Source organism: Spirillospora sp. CA-128828 (assembly GCF_050945415.1).
Classification (GTDB): domain Bacteria; phylum Actinomycetota; class Actinomycetes; order Streptosporangiales; family Streptosporangiaceae; genus Spirillospora.
On the sequence record NZ_CP191986.1, the window covers coordinates 3827719 to 3846201 of the forward strand.

General features: G+C 72.7%; 17 protein-coding genes. 4 read left to right on the forward strand and 13 right to left on the reverse strand.

Translation table 11 applies throughout. The features are described 5' to 3' along the window. Window positions 1–38 precede the first annotated feature (38 nt). Complete coding sequence (gene hrpA / locus ACQPXG_RS18870) at window positions 39–3971, forward strand: ATP-dependent RNA helicase HrpA (protein ID WP_433469006.1); 3933 nt, start codon at window positions 39–41, stop codon at window positions 3969–3971. A gap of 1 nt (window position 3972) precedes the next feature. On the opposite strand, the gene ACQPXG_RS18875 is transcribed toward hrpA, so the two are convergent. After that, the gene (locus tag ACQPXG_RS18875) at window positions 3973–4197 is read right to left on the reverse strand and encodes a hypothetical protein (RefSeq protein WP_433469007.1); all 225 of its coding nucleotides are present in this window, start codon (window positions 4195–4197) and stop codon (window positions 3973–3975) included. A gap of 54 nt (window positions 4198–4251) precedes the next feature. Between ACQPXG_RS18875 and pip the strand changes: the two genes are divergently transcribed. Further along, window positions 4252–5211, forward strand: a complete 960-nt coding sequence (gene pip / locus ACQPXG_RS18880; protein WP_433469008.1) for a prolyl aminopeptidase — start codon at window positions 4252–4254, stop codon at window positions 5209–5211. A 97-nt stretch (window positions 5212–5308) separates the two neighbouring features. Continuing rightward, window positions 5309–6892, forward strand: coding sequence for a chromosome segregation ATPase (locus tag ACQPXG_RS18885; RefSeq protein ID WP_433469009.1), 1584 nt, complete (start codon window positions 5309–5311; stop codon window positions 6890–6892). A gap of 35 nt (window positions 6893–6927) precedes the next feature. Here ACQPXG_RS18885 and ACQPXG_RS18890 read toward each other — a convergent pair whose 3' ends face one another. From ACQPXG_RS18890 to ACQPXG_RS18900, 3 genes are all read right to left on the reverse strand, one after another. Then, entirely contained in the window at window positions 6928–7143 is a 216-nt protein-coding gene (locus tag ACQPXG_RS18890; protein ID WP_433469010.1) for a hypothetical protein, read from the reverse strand. A 107-nt stretch (window positions 7144–7250) separates the two neighbouring features. Next, the gene (locus ACQPXG_RS18895; protein WP_433469011.1) at window positions 7251–7940 is read right to left on the reverse strand and encodes a hypothetical protein; all 690 of its coding nucleotides are present in this window, start codon (window positions 7938–7940) and stop codon (window positions 7251–7253) included. Window positions 7941–8414: 474 nt separating this feature from the next. Continuing rightward, complete coding sequence (locus ACQPXG_RS18900; protein WP_433469012.1) at window positions 8415–8930, reverse strand: hypothetical protein; 516 nt, start codon at window positions 8928–8930, stop codon at window positions 8415–8417. A 187-nt stretch (window positions 8931–9117) separates the two neighbouring features. Here ACQPXG_RS18900 and ACQPXG_RS18905 point away from each other — a divergent pair, with 187 nt between their 5' ends. Next, window positions 9118–9906, forward strand: a complete 789-nt coding sequence (locus tag ACQPXG_RS18905; protein WP_433469013.1) for an ABC transporter ATP-binding protein — start codon at window positions 9118–9120, stop codon at window positions 9904–9906. A gap of 6 nt (window positions 9907–9912) precedes the next feature. On the opposite strand, the gene ACQPXG_RS18910 is transcribed toward ACQPXG_RS18905, so the two are convergent. From ACQPXG_RS18910 to ACQPXG_RS18950, 9 genes are all read right to left on the reverse strand, one after another. After that, window positions 9913–11262, reverse strand: a complete 1350-nt coding sequence (locus ACQPXG_RS18910) for an AAA domain-containing protein (protein ID WP_433469014.1) — start codon at window positions 11260–11262, stop codon at window positions 9913–9915. Next, a complete protein-coding gene (locus ACQPXG_RS18915) occupies window positions 11259–12731 on the reverse strand; it encodes a hypothetical protein (protein WP_433469015.1) in 1473 nt (490 codons plus the stop codon). The genes ACQPXG_RS18910 and ACQPXG_RS18915 overlap by 4 nt, the downstream gene beginning before the upstream one ends. A 7-nt stretch (window positions 12732–12738) precedes the next feature. Beyond that, window positions 12739–13833, reverse strand: a complete 1095-nt coding sequence (locus tag ACQPXG_RS18920; protein WP_433469016.1) for a hypothetical protein — start codon at window positions 13831–13833, stop codon at window positions 12739–12741. After that, window positions 13830–14657, reverse strand: coding sequence for a hypothetical protein (locus ACQPXG_RS18925; protein ID WP_433469017.1), 828 nt, complete (start codon window positions 14655–14657; stop codon window positions 13830–13832). Before ACQPXG_RS18925 ends, ACQPXG_RS18920 begins: the two co-directional genes overlap by 4 nt. A 67-nt stretch (window positions 14658–14724) precedes the next feature. Continuing rightward, a complete protein-coding gene (locus ACQPXG_RS18930) occupies window positions 14725–15327 on the reverse strand; it encodes a class I SAM-dependent methyltransferase (protein ID WP_433469018.1) in 603 nt (200 codons plus the stop codon). 13 nt (window positions 15328–15340) lie between these two features. Then, the gene (locus tag ACQPXG_RS18935) at window positions 15341–15730 is read right to left on the reverse strand and encodes a VOC family protein (RefSeq protein WP_433469019.1); all 390 of its coding nucleotides are present in this window, start codon (window positions 15728–15730) and stop codon (window positions 15341–15343) included. 51 nt (window positions 15731–15781) lie between these two features. Then, on the reverse strand, window positions 15782–16648 hold the full coding sequence (locus ACQPXG_RS18940) for an NAD(P)-dependent oxidoreductase (RefSeq protein ID WP_433469020.1): 867 nt from the start codon (window positions 16646–16648) through the stop codon (window positions 15782–15784). A gap of 134 nt (window positions 16649–16782) precedes the next feature. Next, window positions 16783–17880 carry a phosphotransferase enzyme family protein gene (locus tag ACQPXG_RS18945; RefSeq protein ID WP_433469021.1) on the reverse strand — a complete coding sequence of 366 codons (1098 nt, stop codon included), beginning with the start codon at window positions 17878–17880 and terminating at the stop codon, window positions 16783–16785. Between the two features lie 105 nt (window positions 17881–17985). After that, window positions 17986–18387: a nitroreductase family deazaflavin-dependent oxidoreductase gene (locus ACQPXG_RS18950; RefSeq protein ID WP_433469022.1), complete on the reverse strand. Its 402-nt coding sequence runs from the start codon at window positions 18385–18387 to the stop codon at window positions 17986–17988. Window positions 18388–18483: the final 96 nt, after the last annotated feature.

Here is an 18483-nt window from a genome sequence, read left to right on the forward strand (position 1 = left end):
GGGGCCGGGGGCCTGGAACCCTATCCTTGTCGATGGTTATGGGGACGAGTGTGAGATCGCCGCTCGCGGACCTGCGCGCGCGCCTGCCGCGGCTGATGCCGCGCGACCAGCACCGGCTGCGCCGCCGGATCGACGGCGTCCAGAAGATGCGGGACGCCGGGCGCCGCGCGAAGGTCGCCGAGGAGATCACCGCCGACGTCGAGGCCGCCGAGCGGCGGGTCGACCGGCGGCGGCTCGCCGTGCCCACGATCACCTATCCGGCGCAGCTGCCGGTCGCGCAGAAGAAGGACGACATCCTCGCCGCGATCCGCGACCACCAGGTCGTCATCGTCGCGGGCGAGACGGGCTCCGGAAAGACCACCCAGATCCCCAAGATCTGCCTTGAGCTGGGCCGGGGCGTGCTCGGCTCGATCGGGCACACCCAGCCGCGGCGGCTCGCCGCGCGGACGGTCGCCGACCGGATCGCCGAAGAGCTCGGCACCGAGCTCGGCGACACCGTCGGCTACAAGGTGCGGTTCACCGACCGTTCCAGCGACGACACGCTCGTCAAGCTGATGACGGACGGCATCCTGCTCGCCGAGATCCAGACCGACCGGCTGCTCCGCCAGTACGACACGCTCATCATCGACGAGGCGCACGAGCGCAGCCTCAACATCGACTTCCTGCTCGGCTACGTCAAGGAGATCCTGCCGCGCCGCCCCGACCTCAAGGTGATCATCACCTCGGCGACCATCGATCCGGAGCGGTTCTCCGAGCATTTCGACGACGCCCCGATCGTGGAGGTGTCCGGCCGGACGTACCCGGTGGAGGTGCGGTACCGGCCGATCACCGATCCGGACGACCCGTCCGCCGACCCCGACCGCGACCAGATCCAGGCGATCGTCGACGCGGTGGACGAACTGGGACGCGAGGGCCCCGGGGACGTCCTGGTCTTCCTCAGCGGAGAGCGGGAGATCCGCGACACCGCCGACGCGCTCACCAAGCACTTCACCCGGCAGCGAGGGACGACCGAGGTCCTCCCGCTGTACGCGCGGCTGTCGTCGGCCGAGCAGCACCGCGTGTTCCAGCCGCATCGCGGACGGCGCGTCGTGCTCGCGACGAACGTCGCCGAGACGTCGCTGACCGTCCCGGGCATCAAGTACGTCGTCGACCCGGGCACCGCCCGCATCTCCCGCTACAGCCACCGGCTGAAGGTGCAGCGGCTCCCGATCGAGCCGGTCTCGCAGGCGTCGGCGAACCAGCGCAAGGGCCGCTGCGGCCGCGTGTCCGAGGGCGTGTGCATCCGGCTGTACTCCGAGGAGGACTTCGAGGCCCGCCCCGAGTTCACCGACCCGGAGATCCTGCGGACGAACCTCGCGTCGGTCATCCTGCAGATGACCTCGCTCGGGCTCGGCGACATCGCCGCGTTCCCGTTCCTGGAGCCGCCGGACCGCCGCAACGTCAAGGCCGGCGTGGACCTCCTGCACGAGCTCGGCGCCGTCGACCCGGCCGAGAAGGATCCGCGCAAGCGGCTCACCCCGCTCGGCCGCCGGCTCGCCCAGCTTCCCGTCGACCCCCGGCTGGGCCGCATGATCCTGGAGGCGGACGGGAACGGATGCGTCCGCGAGGTGCTGATCATCGCGGCGGCGCTGTCCATCCAGGACCCGCGGGAGCGTCCCGCCGAGCACCAGCAGGCCGCCGACGACAGGCACCGCCGGTTCGCCGATCCCACCTCCGACTTCCTGGCCTACCTGAACCTGTGGAACTACCTGCGCGATCAGCAGAAGGAGCTGTCGGGCAGCGCGTTCCGCCGCATGTGCAAGAACGAGTTCCTGCACTTCCTGCGCATCCGCGAATGGCAGGACCTGCACGGTCAGCTCAAACAGGTCGCCAAGTCCCTCGGCGTCACGCTCAACACCGCCGACGCGCCCCCCGACCGCATCCACACCTCGCTGCTGGCCGGCCTCCTCTCCCACATCGGGCTGTTGGACGCCGAGAAGAAGGAGAAGCAGCGGCGCGGTCAGGAGTACCTCGGCGCGCGGGGGGCGAAGTTCGCCGTGTTCCCGGGGTCGTCGCTGTTCAAGAAGCCGCCGCGCTGGGTGATGTCGGCCGAGCTGGTCGAGACGTCCCGGCTGTGGGGACGGATCAACGCGAAGATCGAACCCGACTGGATCGAGCCGCTCGCGCAGCACCTGGTGAAGCGCAACTACAGCGAGCCGCACTGGTCGAAGAGGCAGGCCGCCGTCATGGCGCGCGAGAAGGTCACGCTCTACGGCGTGCCGATCGTCGCCGACCGCCGCGTCAACTACGGGGGCATCGACCCCGCGCTGTCTCGCGAGCTGTTCATCAGGCACGCCCTCGTCGAAGGCGACTGGGAGACCCACCACCGGTTCTTCCACGACAACCGCGCCCTGCTGGACGAGGTGGAGGAGCTGGAGCACCGCGCCCGGCGCCGCGACATCCTCGTCGACGACGAGACCCTCTTCGACTTCTACGACGAGCGCGTCCCCGAGGACGTCGTCTCCGGGAGGCACTTCGACGCCTGGTGGAAGAAGGCCCGGCGCATCGACCCCGACCTGCTCGGGTTCGAGAAGTCGATGCTCATCAACCAGACCGCCGACGGCGTCAGTGAGTCCGACTACCCGGACGTGTGGAAGCAGGGCCCGCTGCGCCTGCGCCTCACCTACCAGTTCGAGCCCGGCACCGACGCCGACGGCGTCACCGTGCACATCCCCGTCCAGGTCCTCAACCAGGTGCGGCCGGACGGTTTCGAATGGCAGGTCCCCGGCCTGCGCACCGAACTGGTCACCGAGCTGATCCGGTCGCTGCCCAAGCAGCTGCGCGTCAACTTCGTCCCGGCGCCCGACTACGCCCGCAAGGTCCTGGACCGTGTCGCGCCGCGCACCGAGCCTCTGCTGGACGCCCTGGAACGCGAGTTGACCGCGATGACGAGCGTGCCCGTCGCGAGGGAGGCGTGGGATCCGTCCCGGCTGCCCGCCCATCTGCGCATCACGTTCCGGGTCGTGGACGATCGTGGCCGCACCCTCGGCGAGGGCACCGGCCTGGACGAGCTGAAGCGCCGCCTTTCCGGCAAGGTGCGGGGGACGCTGTCCAAGGCGGCCTCCACGATCGAACGCTCCGGGCTCACCGAATGGACGATCGGGGAGCTGCCCCGAACTTACGAGCGCAATCAGGCCGGATACGACGTCAAGGCGTATCCCGCGCTCACCGACGAGGACGGCAGCGTCGCCGTCCGCATGTACGAGACGGAGGCCGAGCAGCGGCGCGCGATGTGGCTCGGCACGCGGCGGCTGATCCTGCTGAACGCGCCGTCCCCGGTGAAGCTGATCCAGGGCCGCCTGACCAACAAGGGCAAGCTCGCGCTCAGCCACAACCCGCACGGCTCGGTGGCGGCGCTCTTCGACGACTGCGTCACCGCCGCCGCTGACCGGCTCATCGCCGAATCGGGCGGGCCCGCGTGGGACGAGGACGGCTTCCGCGCCCTGTACGACCGGGTCCGTGCAGATCTGCACGACGCGACGGCGGAGATCGTGGCGCTGGTCGAGCGGATCCTCGCCGAGGCCCACGAGGTCGACCGGCGGCTGCGCGGCACCACGAGCCTCACACTCGTCCCCGCGCTGACCGACATCCGCGGGCGGCTGGAATCATTGATCCACCCGGGATTCGTCACCGCGACGGGCTGGGCGCGGCTGCCCGACCTGCCCCGCTACCTGCGCGCCCTCCAGGTCAGGCTCGACAAGCTCCCCGAGAACCCGGGACGCGACCGGATGCTCGCGCACCAGGCCGACGTCCTGCAGCAGGAGTACGACCAGACGCTGCACCGCCTGCACCCGTCGCGCCGCGAGGACGAGCCGGCCCGGCAGATCCGCTGGATGCTGGAGGAGTTCCGGGTCAGCCTGTTCGCCCAGCAGATCGGGACGCGCTTCCCCGTCTCCGACAAGCGCATACGCAAGGCGATGGCCCAGCTCTAGCTCAGGCGGGTTCGCTCGCGAACAGTTCGAGGTGCCCGCATTGGCGGCACCGCCACGCGTCGATCTGCCAGCGCTGCCGTCCCATGCGCTTGGCGCCGCCGAAGATGCCGCGCTCCAGCGGTCCGGCGATCCAGCGGGCGTAACCGCGGGAGTGCTCCCCCGCGTCCTCGACGAAGCCCGGTTCCGCGTCCTCGCCCCCGCACTGCGAGCATCTCGGCTGTTTCATACCGTGAGGCTAGTGCGATCCGGCGCATGATCGTTTATCGGGTATGACTGGGACATGACCTTGAGGGAGTTCTATCCGGAGATCGAGCCGTACGAGACCGGACTGCTCGACGTCGGCGACGGGAACCGGATCTACTGGGAGACCTGCGGGAACCCGGAGGGCAAACCGGCGGTGTTCGTGCACGGCGGGCCGGGCGGCGGGCTGCTCCCCGCCAACCGGCGTTTTTTCGATCCGTCGGCGTACCGGATCGTCCTGTTCGACCAGCGGAACTGCGGCCGGAGCCTCCCGTTCGCCGGTGACCCTGCGGTGTCGCTGAAGCACAACACAACGCCGCACCTGGTCGCCGACATGGAGCGGCTGCGCGAGCACCTGTCCATCGACCGCTGGCTCGTGTTCGGCGGAAGCTGGGGCAGCACCCTCGCCCTCTCCTACGCGCAGACCCACCCGGCCCAGGTCACCGAACTGGTGTTGCGGGGGATCTACCTCGTCCGCCCGGAGGACGAGGCATGGGCGTTCACCCCCACTGGCGCGGCGCACCTCTTCCCTGCCGAATGGGCGGCCTTCCGGGACGCCATCCCGGCCGCCGAGCAGGACGACCTCGTCGGCGCCTACGGCCGGCGCATCGGCGACCCGGATCCGGCGGTCCACGTCCCGGCCGCCCGTGCCTGGATGAGATGGGAGGACACGGCGAACACCCTGCTGCCGCTCCCGCCCCCGGACGTGGACGATGCGCTCATCGTGGCGTTCGCCCGCATCCTGCACCACTACATCGCCGCCGGCGGCTTCCTACCGGAAGGGGGCCTCCTCGCGGGGGTGGACCGGATCCGGCGCATCCCCGCCGTCATCGTCAACGGCCGCTACGACATGAAGACGCCGCCGGATCAGGCGTGGGATCTGCATCGCGCCTGGCCCGAAGCGGAGTTCCACATCGTCGAGGACGCCGGTCATGGCGGCTCCGAGCCCGGTACCAGGGACCGGCTCATCGAGGCCACGGACCGCTTCGCCGGACGCTGATCCGGGCCGGAACACTCACTTCGCTGCGACGTGGTCGCCCCCACATCTACCTCGCAAGTCACTGCAGCAACGCGAAGTAGTGCGTATGGTTCATTCCATGCCTAACAGCGAAGAGCGCGACATTAGCGGCCCCGAGGAGACGGCCGCGGCTCCCCAGGGCGCGGTCGCCGAAGGCGCGGGGGGCGGGGGCACGGGTTCCGGAGAATCCACCGAGATGGCCGTCGCCCGGATGGGCGACCCGGTCACGGTGTGGCCGTGCGCCAACTGCGGGCGTCCCGTCCCGCAGCCGGTCGGGGCCTCCCGCGCCATCCGCTATTGCCAGGACAACGAAGGCGCCTGCGCCCGCGAGGCACGGGACCGCCGCGACCGCGGCCGGGACGCGCCGGGCCTCACCGGGCAGGTCGCCTCGGCCTGGGAGATGGTCGAGCGGCTGGAGAAGGCCGCCGATCTGCTCGCCGGTTCGCTGACCGCCGAGCTGAGCGTCGCCGGCGTCGAGCGTCGCGTGGCCGAGGTGCGCGCCGAGGCCGCCCGCGAGCTCGCCATCGCCCAGAGCGAGCGCGACGCGTCCCAGCGCAAGGCCGAGGAGGCGTGGCAGGAGGCGTCGTCCGCGCGCAAGCGCGCCGCGACGGCCGAGGAGGACGCCGGTCGCGCCCGCGAGGAGGCCGAGCTCGCCACCGCCAAGCGCGACGCCGCGCAGCAGGCGTGGGAGGAGGCCCACCAGATCGCGCAGCAGTCGACGACGGCGAAGCTCGCCGCCGAGAGCGAACGCGACCGGGTCGCGGCGCGCGAGACCGAGCTGCTCGCCGCGCTGGAGGCGGCGCGGGCCGAGCTCGTCGGCCTGCACTCCAGGTTCGCGGAGGCCGAGGGCGCCGCCGAGTCGCTGCGCGTGGAGGCCGCGGTCGCCAAGCAGGGCGCCGAGGATCTGCGCAACGGCATGCGGGACACCGAGGCGCAGCGCCAGCGCGCCATGCAGGCGGCGAGCAAGGCCGAGGCCGAGCGCACCACGGCGCTGCGCGCCCAGTCCGAGGCCGAGGCGGAGGTCGTCCGCGCCAACGCGCGCGCCGACGAGGCCGCCAAGGAGCGCGACGCCGCACGGGCGCAGGCCGAGGCCGCGACGGCCGAGCGGGACGAGCTGACCGGCAAGGTCAATGATCAGGCCGTCCAGCTGCGCCAGCTGTCCCAGTCGGTCGCCGAGCAGCAGGCCGCGCTCACCGCCCTCGCCGAGGAGCGGGACGCCGCCCGCGCCGAGGCCGACCGCGCCCGCCGCCAGATCGACCAGTTCACCCACCACACGCTGTCGTCCAACTTCCCGCCCGGCGGGCGGATGCCGGGCGGTGGCCCCCCGCAGCCCGGGCAAGGAATGCCGTCCCCCGCGACGGGGCCGCAGCCGCAGCCGGCCGGCATGCCGCCCGGCCCGCCCCCGATCGGCGGTCCCGTGCCGAACGGCGCCCCCGCCCAGAACGGGTCCGCCCAGAACCGGTCCGCTCAGAACGGGGCCCCGGTCCCGCTGGGAGCGCCGATCCCGAACGGAGCACCCGTCCCGAACGGGGCGCCCATCCCGAACGGGGCACCGGGCTCGACCACCGGCGGCCACCCCCCGGTGCAGGGCGGCAACCCTCCGAACAACGGCCGTCCCTTCAACGCCGTGGACCGGGACGACCCCCTCTTCTCCGGCCACTGAGCCCCGGCCCGCCCGGGTGGTCCCGCCGCCCGGGCTCAGCCGTACCTGACCACCAGGAACAGCGCCAGTGCCGCCACCGCGGTGATCGCCATGACCTGGCCGCGTTCTTTCACCACGGTCTGCCGCAGGGTGACGGCCCTCCGGCGGCTCTGCCGCATGTCCAACGCGGCGCGGCGGGCACGCTCCCAGTGAATGCCCATGTAGACCGCCAGGGCGGCCAGTCCCAGGATGAGTAATCCGTCTCCGCGCATCAGTCCGCCTCCGTTTTTCCGCGGAAGCTCAGATTGAACAGCGGATCCGGCGCGGGCGACAGTGTCGGACGACACATTTCCACGAACGGGGCCGCCCCTGGCCGTGATCAGTGCCCGAACGTCTCGGGGTCGATCTCGATCCAGATCTGCTCGGCGCGGCCCAACAGCCGCCCATCGGCCCCGTACAGCGCGGTCGCCGCGTGCATCTTGCGGTCCTCGCGGCTGCGCGCGAGCCCCATCACGACGCACTCCTCACCGGCTTCCGGAACGTCCATGACCTGGGCGGTCATGGTACCGAGCACGGCGGGGCGGCTCGCGACGTCGAAGGACCAGCCGCCCGGGCAGTCCAGCGCGGCCCAGACCAGTTCCCGCTCGGGCACCCGATCGGGCACCCACGGCGTGGCGACGGTGGCCTCGCCGACCGAGCCGGGTTCGAGCCGCAGCCCGTCGCCGGGCTCCCGCTCGGGCCCGCACACGAAGCAGCCGGGGAACGGATGGTTCTCCACGGCCCGGAACTTCTCCGCCGCCTCCAGCGCCCGCTCGAACGGGACCGGCGGGATGGGCGGCACCACGATCGCCCCGGCGAGCGCCTCGGCGACGAGCCGCTCACCGTGCCAGAGCCGCGCGCTGTGCCCCCACTCGTCCTCGACCGTGACGGTCAGCTCGGTGTCCAGCGGCGGCGGCTTCCGCAGCGTCACCGTCACCGTGTCGATCGGCACCCGCCCCGCGAGGCGCCCCGCCACATAACCGCCGTTCCCCGACGCGTCCGGCCCATGGAACCGTCTTTCAATGATCACGACACTTCCCCCCGTGCCCAAGAGCACCACACCAAAACGGGACCGATCCTAATGACCCGCACCGACAAACCACCCCCGGGGGTATCCCCACCCCCACCGGCATCGGTCGATGTCACACAGACGCAGAGCCCCAGCCACCCGTTCCACAACACACGTCACCAGTGCCGCACAGGCGAAGCGCCCGTTGCCGTTGCGCGCCGCCTCAGCCGGAGGTACCGCACGGGCGCAGAGCCTGTGGCCGCTGCCCCTGCGCGACCGCCTCAGCCGGAGGTGCTGCACGGGCGCACTGACCGCGACCACCGCCGCAACCACGCGACAACCTGAATCGTCGCGATCGCGTCCGAAGGCAGGTTCGAGCTCGCGAGAACCTGATCGCGCAGCGAGCCGCTAGGCGAGTCGGAGCGATGCCAGCGATCGCCCGCTTTTATCGACGATGGAGGGCCGCCAGGCCCGAAGGAGGAGAAAAAAGCAAAACTACACAGCCCGGGATGGCTGGGGACGGCCGGGCCGGGTGGTGAAGAAGACGGAGAAGGAGCCGCGGAGGCGGGCGCGGACGGTGTCCTCGTCGACGTGGCCGTCCTCGGGGACGGGGGTGGTGTCCAGGGCGCGGTCGATGAGGAGGTCGATGTTGCGGTCGGCGACGAGGACGGAGCACGTGTCGCATCCGTACCACGGATAGAGCATGTTGAGGACGGCCACGGCGGTGTCGTCGTCGGAAAGGTGGGTGGTGTCGAGTTCGACTTCGAACATGTCGGTGTCGTCGGGGTCGAGCGTGGGGTAGTAGAGCCAGCTCGGCGCGGGCGCGCCGCAGAAGTCGCAGGACTGGTCCTGCGGGGCGGGCTCGCCGACCGCGAGTTCCAGCTGGTGGTCCCAGGGCTCCACCCGCCGGTTGTGGCGGTAGCCGACGCCGTCGAGCGAGCCTTCGCGGTTGTGCGTCACGTCGTGCACCTCGCCGCCGCAGCGGGCGCACATGAAGCCGATGTCCTCCATGTCCCTCCCCTGATCGCTGAGGCACCGGCTCTCACAGTATCCGTCCGGACGCCTCGCTCGTACCAGGCGGGGCACTCGGGTACGTTGAAGATCGTTACTGCCGTGTCCGTTCCGGCGATCCCGGTCCTCGGCGTTTCCGCGCGCCGCCAACCCCCGCGCGTCCCCATTCCGATGAACGGGAGGTTCCGTGTCCGAGGTCGTCCTGAACGCCGACAAGATAGATCTGGTCCGGGAGCGGCGGCCGCTGCTCGACCGCGTCACGATGACGGTGCTGCGCGGTGAGCACTGGGCGCTGATCGGGCCGAACGGCGCGGGCAAGAGCACGCTGCTCGGCATTCTCGGCGCCTACACGCATCCGACGCGCGGCACGGCGGAGATCCTCGGGCGCCGGCTCGGCCGCGTCGACGTCCAGGAGCTGCGCAGGCTGATCGGCCAGGTGAACCCGCGGCATCCGCTGGAGTCGGCGCGTACCGTCCGGGAGATCGTCCTGACGGGTGTGACGGGCACGATCGAGCTCGTCCCGCGCTGGACGCCGTCGGGCGACGATCTGCGCCGCGCGGACGAGCTGATCGAGCTGCTGGGGCTGACGCCCCGGACGGACGCCCGCTGGCCGAACCTGTCGCAGGGGGAGCGGGGACGGACGCTGATCGCGCGGGCGCTGATGCCGGATCCGCCGCTGCTGCTGCTCGACGAGCCCGCCACCGGCCTGGACGTCGCGGCCCGCGAGCGGCTGCTGGCGAGCATCGACCAGCTGCGCGCCGGCCGTCCCGACCTGACGACGGTGCTCGTCACGCACCATCTGGAGGAGCTGCCCGTCAGCACAAGTCACGCGCTGCTGCTGCGCGAAGGCCAGGTGCTCGCCTCCGGACCGGCGGACGACGTCCTGACGACCGAGTTGGTCAGCGCGTGCTTCGACCATCCGATCACGATCAACCGGCACAACGGCCGCTGGGCGGCGACCGCCGGGCGTGGCTGACCGGCGCTAGCCGGCCGCGACGCGGTGCGCGGCCAGGTGGCCGAGGACCGACTGGTTCGCCTCCCACCCGTCGGGGAACTTCACCGGCACGCCGAGGTGCACCGGCTCGGCGGACGGGTGGGCGTCCAGCAGTTCGGGGATGCCCGCCCGCGCGACGACGACGCAGGAGTGCCGATGCCGTGACGTGAGGACGCACAGCCGCCCCGACTCCAGGTGGAACGCGGTCGCGTCGCGGCGTCCCGACAGCGGATGCAGGACGACCGTCACGTCGTACTCGCGGCCCTGGAGCCGGTTCGCGGTGTCGACGGTGATGCCCTCCCCGTGCGGGCCGAGCGCGGCGCGGATCGCGGTCACCTGGTCGCGGTGGGCGGCGCCGATCGCGACGCGGCCCGCGTCCACGGGGTTCGACCCGAGTTCGGAGTGCGCGACGGGGCTGCGCTGCAGCAGCCGTACGGCGAGCGCCGCCGTCGCGCGGACGGCCTCGGCGTCGGTGCGCATCGTGTGCCGGGCGGGCAGCTCGTAGAGGGCCCAACCGGTGGCCGCCGCCTCTTCGAGCGCGTGGTCGTAGATGGTGCCCATGCCGCGCGCCCCGAACTCCAGCCTCCGGTCACCGGGGCCCGTACCGGCGCGGAACCCGGTGAACGGGTAGAACGCCTGCGACACGACGGGGGCGGCCGACGCGGGCAGCCGCCACGACACCGGCAGCCGGTGGACGGGCAGGTCCGGGTTGTGCGCGAGCAGGACGGACACGGCGCTGCGCATCGGGTCCCACGTCAGGCCGGCCCAGCGCTCCACCTCCACGGTGGAGAACGGGTCGAGCTGGCCGGGGTCGCCGACGAACAGCGCCCGCTCGAACCGCCCGGCGAGGCGCAGCAGCATGTCGGAGCGCATCTGGTACGCCTCGTCCACGATCGCCCAGGGCCACGACCCGTCCTGGAGCGTCGCCCATTTGGCGGCGGTCGCGATGACCACGGTGTGCTCGGCGAGGTCGTCGGCCTTCTGCGCCACCCGCACCGACGGATGCGCCAGGACCCGCTCGGACGGGACGTACCCCGACGCCGACAACCGGCCCAGCGAGATCCCGGGATGCTTCCCGGCGATCCGCTCGACGAGGTCGTCGACCTGCTCGTTCGTCTGCGCGACGATCATCAGCCGCTCGCCGGCCTCGGCCAGGTGCGCGGCCGCCCGCACCACGAGCGTGGACTTCCCGGCCCCGGGCGGGGAGTCGACCACCACACCGCGGTGGTCGCCGGCGAGTCCGGCCAGAACGCCCTCCACGACCCGCGCCGCCGCTGCGGCGGGGTCGAGATCGTCCGAAGCCACCGGCACCAGGCGGCGGCCCGCGTTCTCGGTCACGACCATTCCTCTTCGGCGTCCTCGTCGGTCGGCAGGTACTCGCCGGGCGGACCGCCGTGCGTCCACGGCGTGTCCTCCCGGTCGGGGAACTTCGCCGCGCCGAAGGAGCCCTCCGCCAGCGAGGTGAACGTCACCCGGTCGCCGGCCTCCGGGAGGACGCCCGGCTCCGGGGTGAGCCTGCGGCCCATCCCGCCGGTCAGTTCCAGCAGCACGGCGCCGTCGGCGATCTCCACGATCCTCCCCTTCAGCGCGGGCCTGGCCGCGCTGCACACGGTCGTGCCGACGTCGAGCCGCACCGGGTCCCGCGTGCCGACCCACAGCAGGGGACGGAGCTTCGGCCGCTTGCCGGTCTCGTCCAGCCGGTCCGGGTCGCACTCGGTGACCGTCCCTCCGAACGCCTGGCCCGCGAGCCGGTGCTCGGCCATCACCAGCGGGTCGTCGAACGCCCGCTGCGCGTCGTAGGCGTCCTGGGCGCGTTCGAGATCGTGCAGGCGCCGCGCGGCGCGGACGGGCGGGTCGCGGCGCGCCTGCGGGTACGCCTCGCCGAACGTCTGGTGGTAGTAGGTGAAGGCGTCCCGGTCGCGTTCCCAGCGGCGCGGGACGCTCGCCCCCTCCGGCAGCGCGCGGAGCAGCTCGACGGCCCGCCACATGAGGTCCCACGTGGGAGTGAGCTGGCCGGCGAGCGCGGCGTGCAGCCGTTCCTCCGCGCGGGATCCGCCGCCCGACCGGTCGTAGGCGGCGATCGCCGGCGCGAGGACCTCGTTGTCGAAGGTGGGATCGGTCGTCGGGCCGGCGGGCGGGCAGACCACGGGGTCCTCGGCGCGTGCCGCGGCGGCCGGGCCGTCCAGGCCGTCCGGCGGGTCGATCCAGCCCATCAGCGCCGCGAGGTTGCCGTCCTCCAGCGAACTCTGCCCCGTCGCCCAGTGCAGCCGCAGCAGCTCGGTCGTCGCGCCCAGCAGCGACGATCCGGGATGGTCGTGCCGGTCGGCGAACCACGTCAGCCAGCGGCCGAGCACCGGCACCGCCGGATCCACCGCGTACGGGCCCTCGGTGCTGCGGAACCGCGTCGACCGGCCCATCAGGCGCAGGAACGCGACACCGCCCCGGTTCGGCACGAGCAGCTGCGGCGCGTCGCCGTACCGGATCCGCTCCTCGCCCTCCTTGCCGGGCGGCAGCTCCTCGACCGCGCCCCGGCTCGTCTCGATGTGGTTCAGGACGAGCTTGGCCAGGGTCGCCGCGAACGCGAACCGCAGGTCGCGGTTGCGCGGCTGCGGTACGACCAGCAGCGCCGGGTCGTCCGGCGCGCTGCCGACCATCACGGCCAGCGGCGCCGCGGCCTCCCCGGAGAGCTTCAGCGGGACGAGCACCAGCGGCGCGTCGGAGACGTGGCAGTGCCGCACGGTCGCGAGGGGCTGCGCGATCCCGGCGGCCACCGCCTGCAACCGCGCGAGCGAGGACAGCGCGCTCATGGACGGATCACGCGACCCCGTGCAGTGCCTCGTCGCGCAGCCGGGCCGCGGCGCGCAGCTGCTCGGCCGTCTCGGCCAGGTCGTCGGACGGGTGCAGTGACCCGTCCGCCAGCGCGAGCGCCGTGCCGATCGTGTCGACCCCGCCGAGGTCGTCGCGGACGGACCGGCCCAGCGCGCCCGTCGCGCCGCACGCGCGCGCCTCGTCCCGGCAGAACAGCGCCATCTCGCAGCCCGACATGCACTCGGGCGCGTACCGGGCCTCGACCGCCCGGACGGACGCGGCCAGCTCCTCCCCGGCCTCGAACGTCAGGTCGCCGGGCAGCTCCACCAGGATGTCGTCGATGCGGGTGAGGCGCGCGAGCTGCCGTTCGAGGACGGCGAGCTGCGGCCGGACGTCCAGTGGCGTCGCCGTCGGACGGTTGGAGAAGTTCTCCGGGCAAACGAGGAAGACGTCGTGCGACACGCGCGCCGGGTCGTGCCCGAGCTCGGCCACGAGCCGCCGCAAGGCCAGCACGTACACAGCCGACTGGCGGGCCGCCGCGGCGACCTGCTCGGGCTCGGCCTGCCCGTCCACGACGGCGAACGACTTGATCTCGATGACGTGCAGCCGGCCCGCGAGCTGGAACGCGATCACGTCCGGCTCCAGGTAGGCGGGATGCCCGGCGATCTCCAGCCGCAGCAGCGGGTGGTCGAACAGGGTGCCGTCACCGGTCTCCAGCGCCCGCGCGACCAGCCGCCGGGTGCGCGAATGCCGCAGCTCGCGACCCTCGTTGCCCGCGACCACCTCAAGGTCGTCGTAGGCGACCTCGGGGACGGCGAGGCCGAGCCCTTCGCGCAGCAGCGTCAGCAGCTCCGCGCACCCGTCCGCCTTCACCTGCGCCTCGAACGCGTTCCCGCGCGTGATCGCGAACTGCGACTGGCCGAACGGCGCGGGGAAGCCCAGCTGCCGCGCCACCGCGTCCTTGTCGACGCCCGCCGCGTCCATCACCCCGCGGCGCGCGCACCCCGGGTTGGAGGTCAGCGCGGCGATCGTGCGGGCGTCGTGGTTGCGCGGGGGCGTTCCGCCGCGCAGCCGGTCCAGGTCCGGCGCGGTCTCGGTCATCGGTCCATCTCTCCGTTGCTGGCGGGGCGTCGGCCGGTATCCCGCAGGGCCCGCAGCCGGCTGCCGAACAGCCGTTCCGCGTCGTCGAGCCGGTCCCGGGCGCGTGTCGCGGCGGACTCGCGCCGCCGCCGGTCCGGATCCCGGTGCACGTCCAGCTCGGCCCGTGCGGCCTCGGCGAGCACGGCTGGATCGACTGTACCGACCGTACCGTTGACCGCACCGGGAATGTTGGACGCGAAACGCCACAGGAGCCGCTGCACGTCGGGCGACGGCCTCCCGCGCCCGGCGTGCTCTGCGAGGCGCGCCGCTGACGTGAGGAAGTCGGTGCGCGGGCTCAGCGGCCCGACGATCCGCTGCTCCAGCGGCCAGGTGCTCACCGTGAGCAGCCCGCGCGCGGGCGCGAGCAGGTCGGCGGTCAGTGCGGCGCACAGGTAGTACGGGCGCGCGTAGGGGGCGGTGCGGAAGGAGCGCTCCTCGTCGCGCCGCAGGCTCGTCAGCCGGCTTCCCGGGATCTCGCCGGGGAAGAACGCCGCGTACACCGACCCGATCAACTTGGGCGCGGCCGGTGCGCCGAGCAGGGTGAGGGCCTGGTGGACCTGCTCGCGCACGGGCAGCAGGCCGCGCTCGCCGTCCTCGCGGGGCACGGGCGCGGGCTCGCCGAGGACGGCGTCGTCCCATGCCTTCTCGGCCTCGCGCAGCTCGGCGCGCAGGTGGCGGGCCTCCCGCCGGTCGCCGGTCGACATGGCCCGCCGGACGGCGGCGCGCAGCTCGCTGATGCGCGTCTCCAGCTCGTCGGGGGACGGCATGCCGGGGGACCGGGACATGGCGCAGACAGTACAGGTACTTCCGGACAGTTCCAGTGTTTTCCAGTTTTGCGGCACCTGGACGGGATCAGCGCGGCTTCCGCCACACGACCGAATAGCGCCACAGCAGATGCCGCCGGAACACCGCGCCGGGCAGCAGCCGCAGCGCCTCGTCCCGCACCTCGCTCCAGGTCATGTCGGGATCGACGATCGGGGCGCCGGGGTGGCCCGCGCGCCGCCGGTTCCTGAGCCGGTGAACGTGGTGCATCGGGAGACCGAGCGCCGAGAACGTCCAGTCCCGCGGCCCCCGGTTGTTCGCCAGGCTGATCACCACCAGGTTCCCGCCCGGGCGGACGGCGTCGCGCATCGCCGCCATGCCCTTGGTGAAGTCCATGTGGTGGATGGCGGCGACGCTGCAGACGAAGTCGTAGTGGTCGTCCGGCAGGTCGTACTCCAGCAGCCCGGCCTCGACGAAGTCGACGTTGTCAATGCCTTCGCTCAGGCTCGTCGCCTTCGCGACCATCTCCGGCGACCGGTCGAGCCCGGTGACGTGCGCGGCGCGCGGGGCGAGACGGCGGGCGAGCAGGCCGTCCCCGCTGCCGACGTCCAGCGCCTCGCCGCACCCGCGCGGCACGTTGCGCAGCACCACGTCGTGGTAGTGCGTGTTGTGGTTCCAGTAGTCGTCGGTCATCGTCACCGCCGGGTCAGGAGCGCGGGTCGCGGCGCAGCGGATGCCGCTCCGGGACCTCCACGATAACGATCTTGACGCCGTCGGGATCCTCGATCCACATCTCGACCAGGCCCCACGGTTCTTCGCGCGGCTCCCGGGTGACGCGCGCCCCGGCCGTCGAGAGCCGATCGTGCTCCGCCCGGACGTCCCGCACCTGCAGCCAGATCATCGGGGACGAACCCGTCTCTCCCGCACCGTGACCCGATACCTCCAGGAAGCCGGGGCCGAGGAAGAACACCACGCCCGGGGAGTCGGCCGGGCCGAACTCCCGGTACACCGCGAGGCCCAGCACGTCACGGTAGAAGCGCTGGGTGCCCGCCGGGTCGCCCGGGCGGAGAATGATGCGGCTGCTGAGCACGTCCATGGTCACCATCCTCGCCCGGGCGCGGCCCGGTGCGCGCCCGGCACGCGGGCGTCAGCCGCCGAAGCTCGCGCGGTAGGTGGCGGCCATGTCCTCGTCGCCGTGCCCCTGTTCCATCACGCGCCGGAACCGCTCGCCCGCCGCGTCGTTCACGTCGACCCGGATGCCCGCCGCCGCGGCGGACTCGTGGATCAGCCGGGTGTTCTTCTCGGCGTTGCGGACGGCGAAGCTCGGCTCGAAGTCCCCGGCGAGCATCGCCTTCATCTTGATCTGCAGGTACGGGCTGTCGAGCGGGCCGCCGGTGAGGACCTCGCCGAGCGTGGACGCGTCGAGCCCGAGCCCCTCCGCCAGCGCGACCGACTCGGCGACGACCGAGGTCAGCGAGATGGCGTAGCTCACCGCGGCGAGCTTGAGCCGGGTGCCCGCGCCGCTGGCGCCGTTCTCGTCCAGCCAGACCGTCCGACTCCCGACCGCGCCGAAGACCGGCTCCAGAACCTTCCGCGCGTCCTGCGGGCCGGCGGCGAGGACCATCAGTTTGCCCTGCTCGGCGGGTTGCTTCGTGCCCTGGACAGGGGAGTCCACGAACGTGAGGCCGTGCTCGGCGGCGAACCCGGCCAGCGCCGGGACGTCCACGACGCCGACCGTGCCCATCTGCGCCCACACCTGCCCGGCGCGCGCCGCGGACGAGGCGTCGGCCATCACCGACAGGGCCGTCTCAGCGTCGTTCATCATCGTGATGACGACCTCGGCGTCCCGGACGGCGCCGGCGGGGGAGTCCGCGACGGCGGCGCCGTCCGCGGCGAGCGGCTCCGCACGGGACCGCGTGCGGTTCCAGACCGCGACCCGATGACCGTTCTTGAGCAGGTTCCGGGCCATCGCGGCGCCCATGATCCCGGTGCCGAGCACTGCGACCTGAGTCATCTTCCGCTCCTTTTGGACTGTTCGATACAGAATCGTGCGGGACAAGCGTGGCACAGCGCGCGCACTCGCGCATCCCGGGGTGTCCCTACCCGTCGCGGAGCGCGGATCGCGCTGCGGCGGCGGCCGATCGGCGGTCAGCCGTAGGCGGGGCTGTCGCCCGGCGCGTCCGCGTACACGGCGGTGTACGGCGTCGGGAAGGCGTCGAGGGTGCGTTCGAGTTGCGCCGACCACCAGTTCACGAGCGATGCCGGGCCGCGCCGGCCGGTGCCGTCCTCGCCGAGGTACCGGTGGCGCAGCGGCGCGACGTCGCAGAGCCGTTCCCACCATTCGCGGTGCACCGCGGACTGGATCTGCCCGGCGTCCAGGGGGAAGGCCGAACGGTGCCCGCGCACGAACGCCTGCACCCGGTCGAGGTCCAGGCCGCGCTCGTCCTCGCAGGCGAACAGCCGCGCCGCCGCGCGCACGACCTCGCCGGCGACCGGGCCGGTCGTCAGGCCGTCCCAGCCGAGGACGGCGGTGACGTTGCCCGATCCGCCGTAGCGCAGATGCCCGGCGTGGAACGAGCCGTGCAGGTGCCCGACCGTGCTCACCTCGATGTCGGGCGGCTGGTGCCCGGCGAACTCGGTGAGCAGGTCGCGGCGTTCACGCAGGCGGCGCCCCGTCAGCGCGTCGAAGTCGGTGCCGACCTCGTCGCCGGGAACGTCCGTCAGCATCTCCTCGACGGCGGCGGCCGCGTCGGCCGCGCGCGGCGTCGGCACGAGCATGCTCTGCTGGACGGGCGGCGTCAGCTCGTCGAGCGCGGCGTGCAGCCGGCCGAGCAGCTCGCCGAGGGCCTCGCACTGGACGAACGTCAGCTCCAGCCCGCCGCGCCCCCGCCCGCCGACCCACGGGTACAGGACGTATCCGCGACCGGCGGCGGTGACCAGCGTCCGGCCACCGCGCGCCGGGACCGGTGCGAGCACCGGCAGGCCGGCCGCGTCGAGCGCCGCCGTGACGCCGTGCCGGAACAGCACCTGCCGCCGGTCGGGGCTGGCGTACTCCCTGAGGAAGAACGCTCCGCCGCCGGCGTCGACGCGCCAGCACCGGCGCCCCGGCGCGGCGTCCAGCGGGGCGGCCGCATCCGGAGCACCGATCTCCCAGCGCCGCAGCAGCCGCGGCGGCAGCGGCTCGGCATCGGCCTCGAGCGCGGCGTCAGCCCTGTGTTCGATGTCGGCACTGCGTGACGTCGGCACCTCGGCACCTCGGCTGCGTCGGACGGACGGCGGTCGAATGGATGTTCTACGCCGACGCTACACGTCCCCGCCGCACGGCGAAAGCGAACCGCGCGGTCCCGCGCCTCAGGCGCGTTCGAGGACGACGACGGGGATGTCGCGGCTCGTCTTCTTCTGGTACTCGTCGTAGTCGGGCCATGTGGCGGCCATCTTCCGCCAGAGCGGGGGCTTCTCGTCGGGCGTCGCGGTACGGGCCCGCGCGGTGAACTTGTCGCCCATCACCTGCACCTTCACCTCGGGGTTCGCCTGGAGGTTCAGGTACCAGAGCGGGGGATCGTCCGCACCGCCCTTGGACGCCACCACAAGGTAGGAGTCGCCCTCCGGCTGGTAGATGAGCGGTGTCGTGTGCTCCTTGCCGCTACGCCGGCCGGTCGTGGTGAGCAAGAGGGTGACGGTGCCCTGCCAGACGTGTCCCTCCGCGCCGTCCGTCGCCTGGTAGCGCTCGACGTGCTTCTTCCCGTACAGCATCGATACTCCTTCGTCTGCGTGCGGCCCTGGGGCTCGCTCTTGTAACCCCGCGACCCGAGTCGACCTTCCCGGCGATGCGCTTCCCGATTCCGCGAT

Coding starts and splice junctions, on each gene's coding strand:
- ACQPXG_RS18935 (WP_433469019.1), bottom strand. CDS start 15,730: ATGGACGTGCTCAGCAGCCGCATCATTCTCCGCCCGGGCGACCCGGCG.
- ACQPXG_RS18915 (WP_433469015.1), bottom strand. CDS start 12,731: ATGAGCGCGCTGTCCTCGCTCGCGCGGTTGCAGGCGGTGGCCGCCGGG.
- ACQPXG_RS18890 (WP_433469010.1), bottom strand. CDS start 7,143: ATGCGCGGAGACGGATTACTCATCCTGGGACTGGCCGCCCTGGCGGTC.
- ACQPXG_RS18925 (WP_433469017.1), bottom strand. CDS start 14,657: ATGTCCCGGTCCCCCGGCATGCCGTCCCCCGACGAGCTGGAGACGCGC.
- ACQPXG_RS18875 (WP_433469007.1), bottom strand. CDS start 4,197: ATGAAACAGCCGAGATGCTCGCAGTGCGGGGGCGAGGACGCGGAACCG.
- hrpA (WP_433469006.1), top strand. CDS start 39: ATGGGGACGAGTGTGAGATCGCCGCTCGCGGACCTGCGCGCGCGCCTG.
- ACQPXG_RS18940 (WP_433469020.1), bottom strand. CDS start 16,648: ATGACTCAGGTCGCAGTGCTCGGCACCGGGATCATGGGCGCCGCGATG.
- ACQPXG_RS18930 (WP_433469018.1), bottom strand. CDS start 15,327: ATGACCGACGACTACTGGAACCACAACACGCACTACCACGACGTGGTG.
- ACQPXG_RS18885 (WP_433469009.1), top strand. CDS start 5,309: ATGCCTAACAGCGAAGAGCGCGACATTAGCGGCCCCGAGGAGACGGCC.
- pip (WP_433469008.1), top strand. CDS start 4,252: ATGACCTTGAGGGAGTTCTATCCGGAGATCGAGCCGTACGAGACCGGA.
- ACQPXG_RS18920 (WP_433469016.1), bottom strand. CDS start 13,833: ATGACCGAGACCGCGCCGGACCTGGACCGGCTGCGCGGCGGAACGCCC.
- ACQPXG_RS18900 (WP_433469012.1), bottom strand. CDS start 8,930: ATGGAGGACATCGGCTTCATGTGCGCCCGCTGCGGCGGCGAGGTGCAC.
- ACQPXG_RS18950 (WP_433469022.1), bottom strand. CDS start 18,387: ATGCTGTACGGGAAGAAGCACGTCGAGCGCTACCAGGCGACGGACGGC.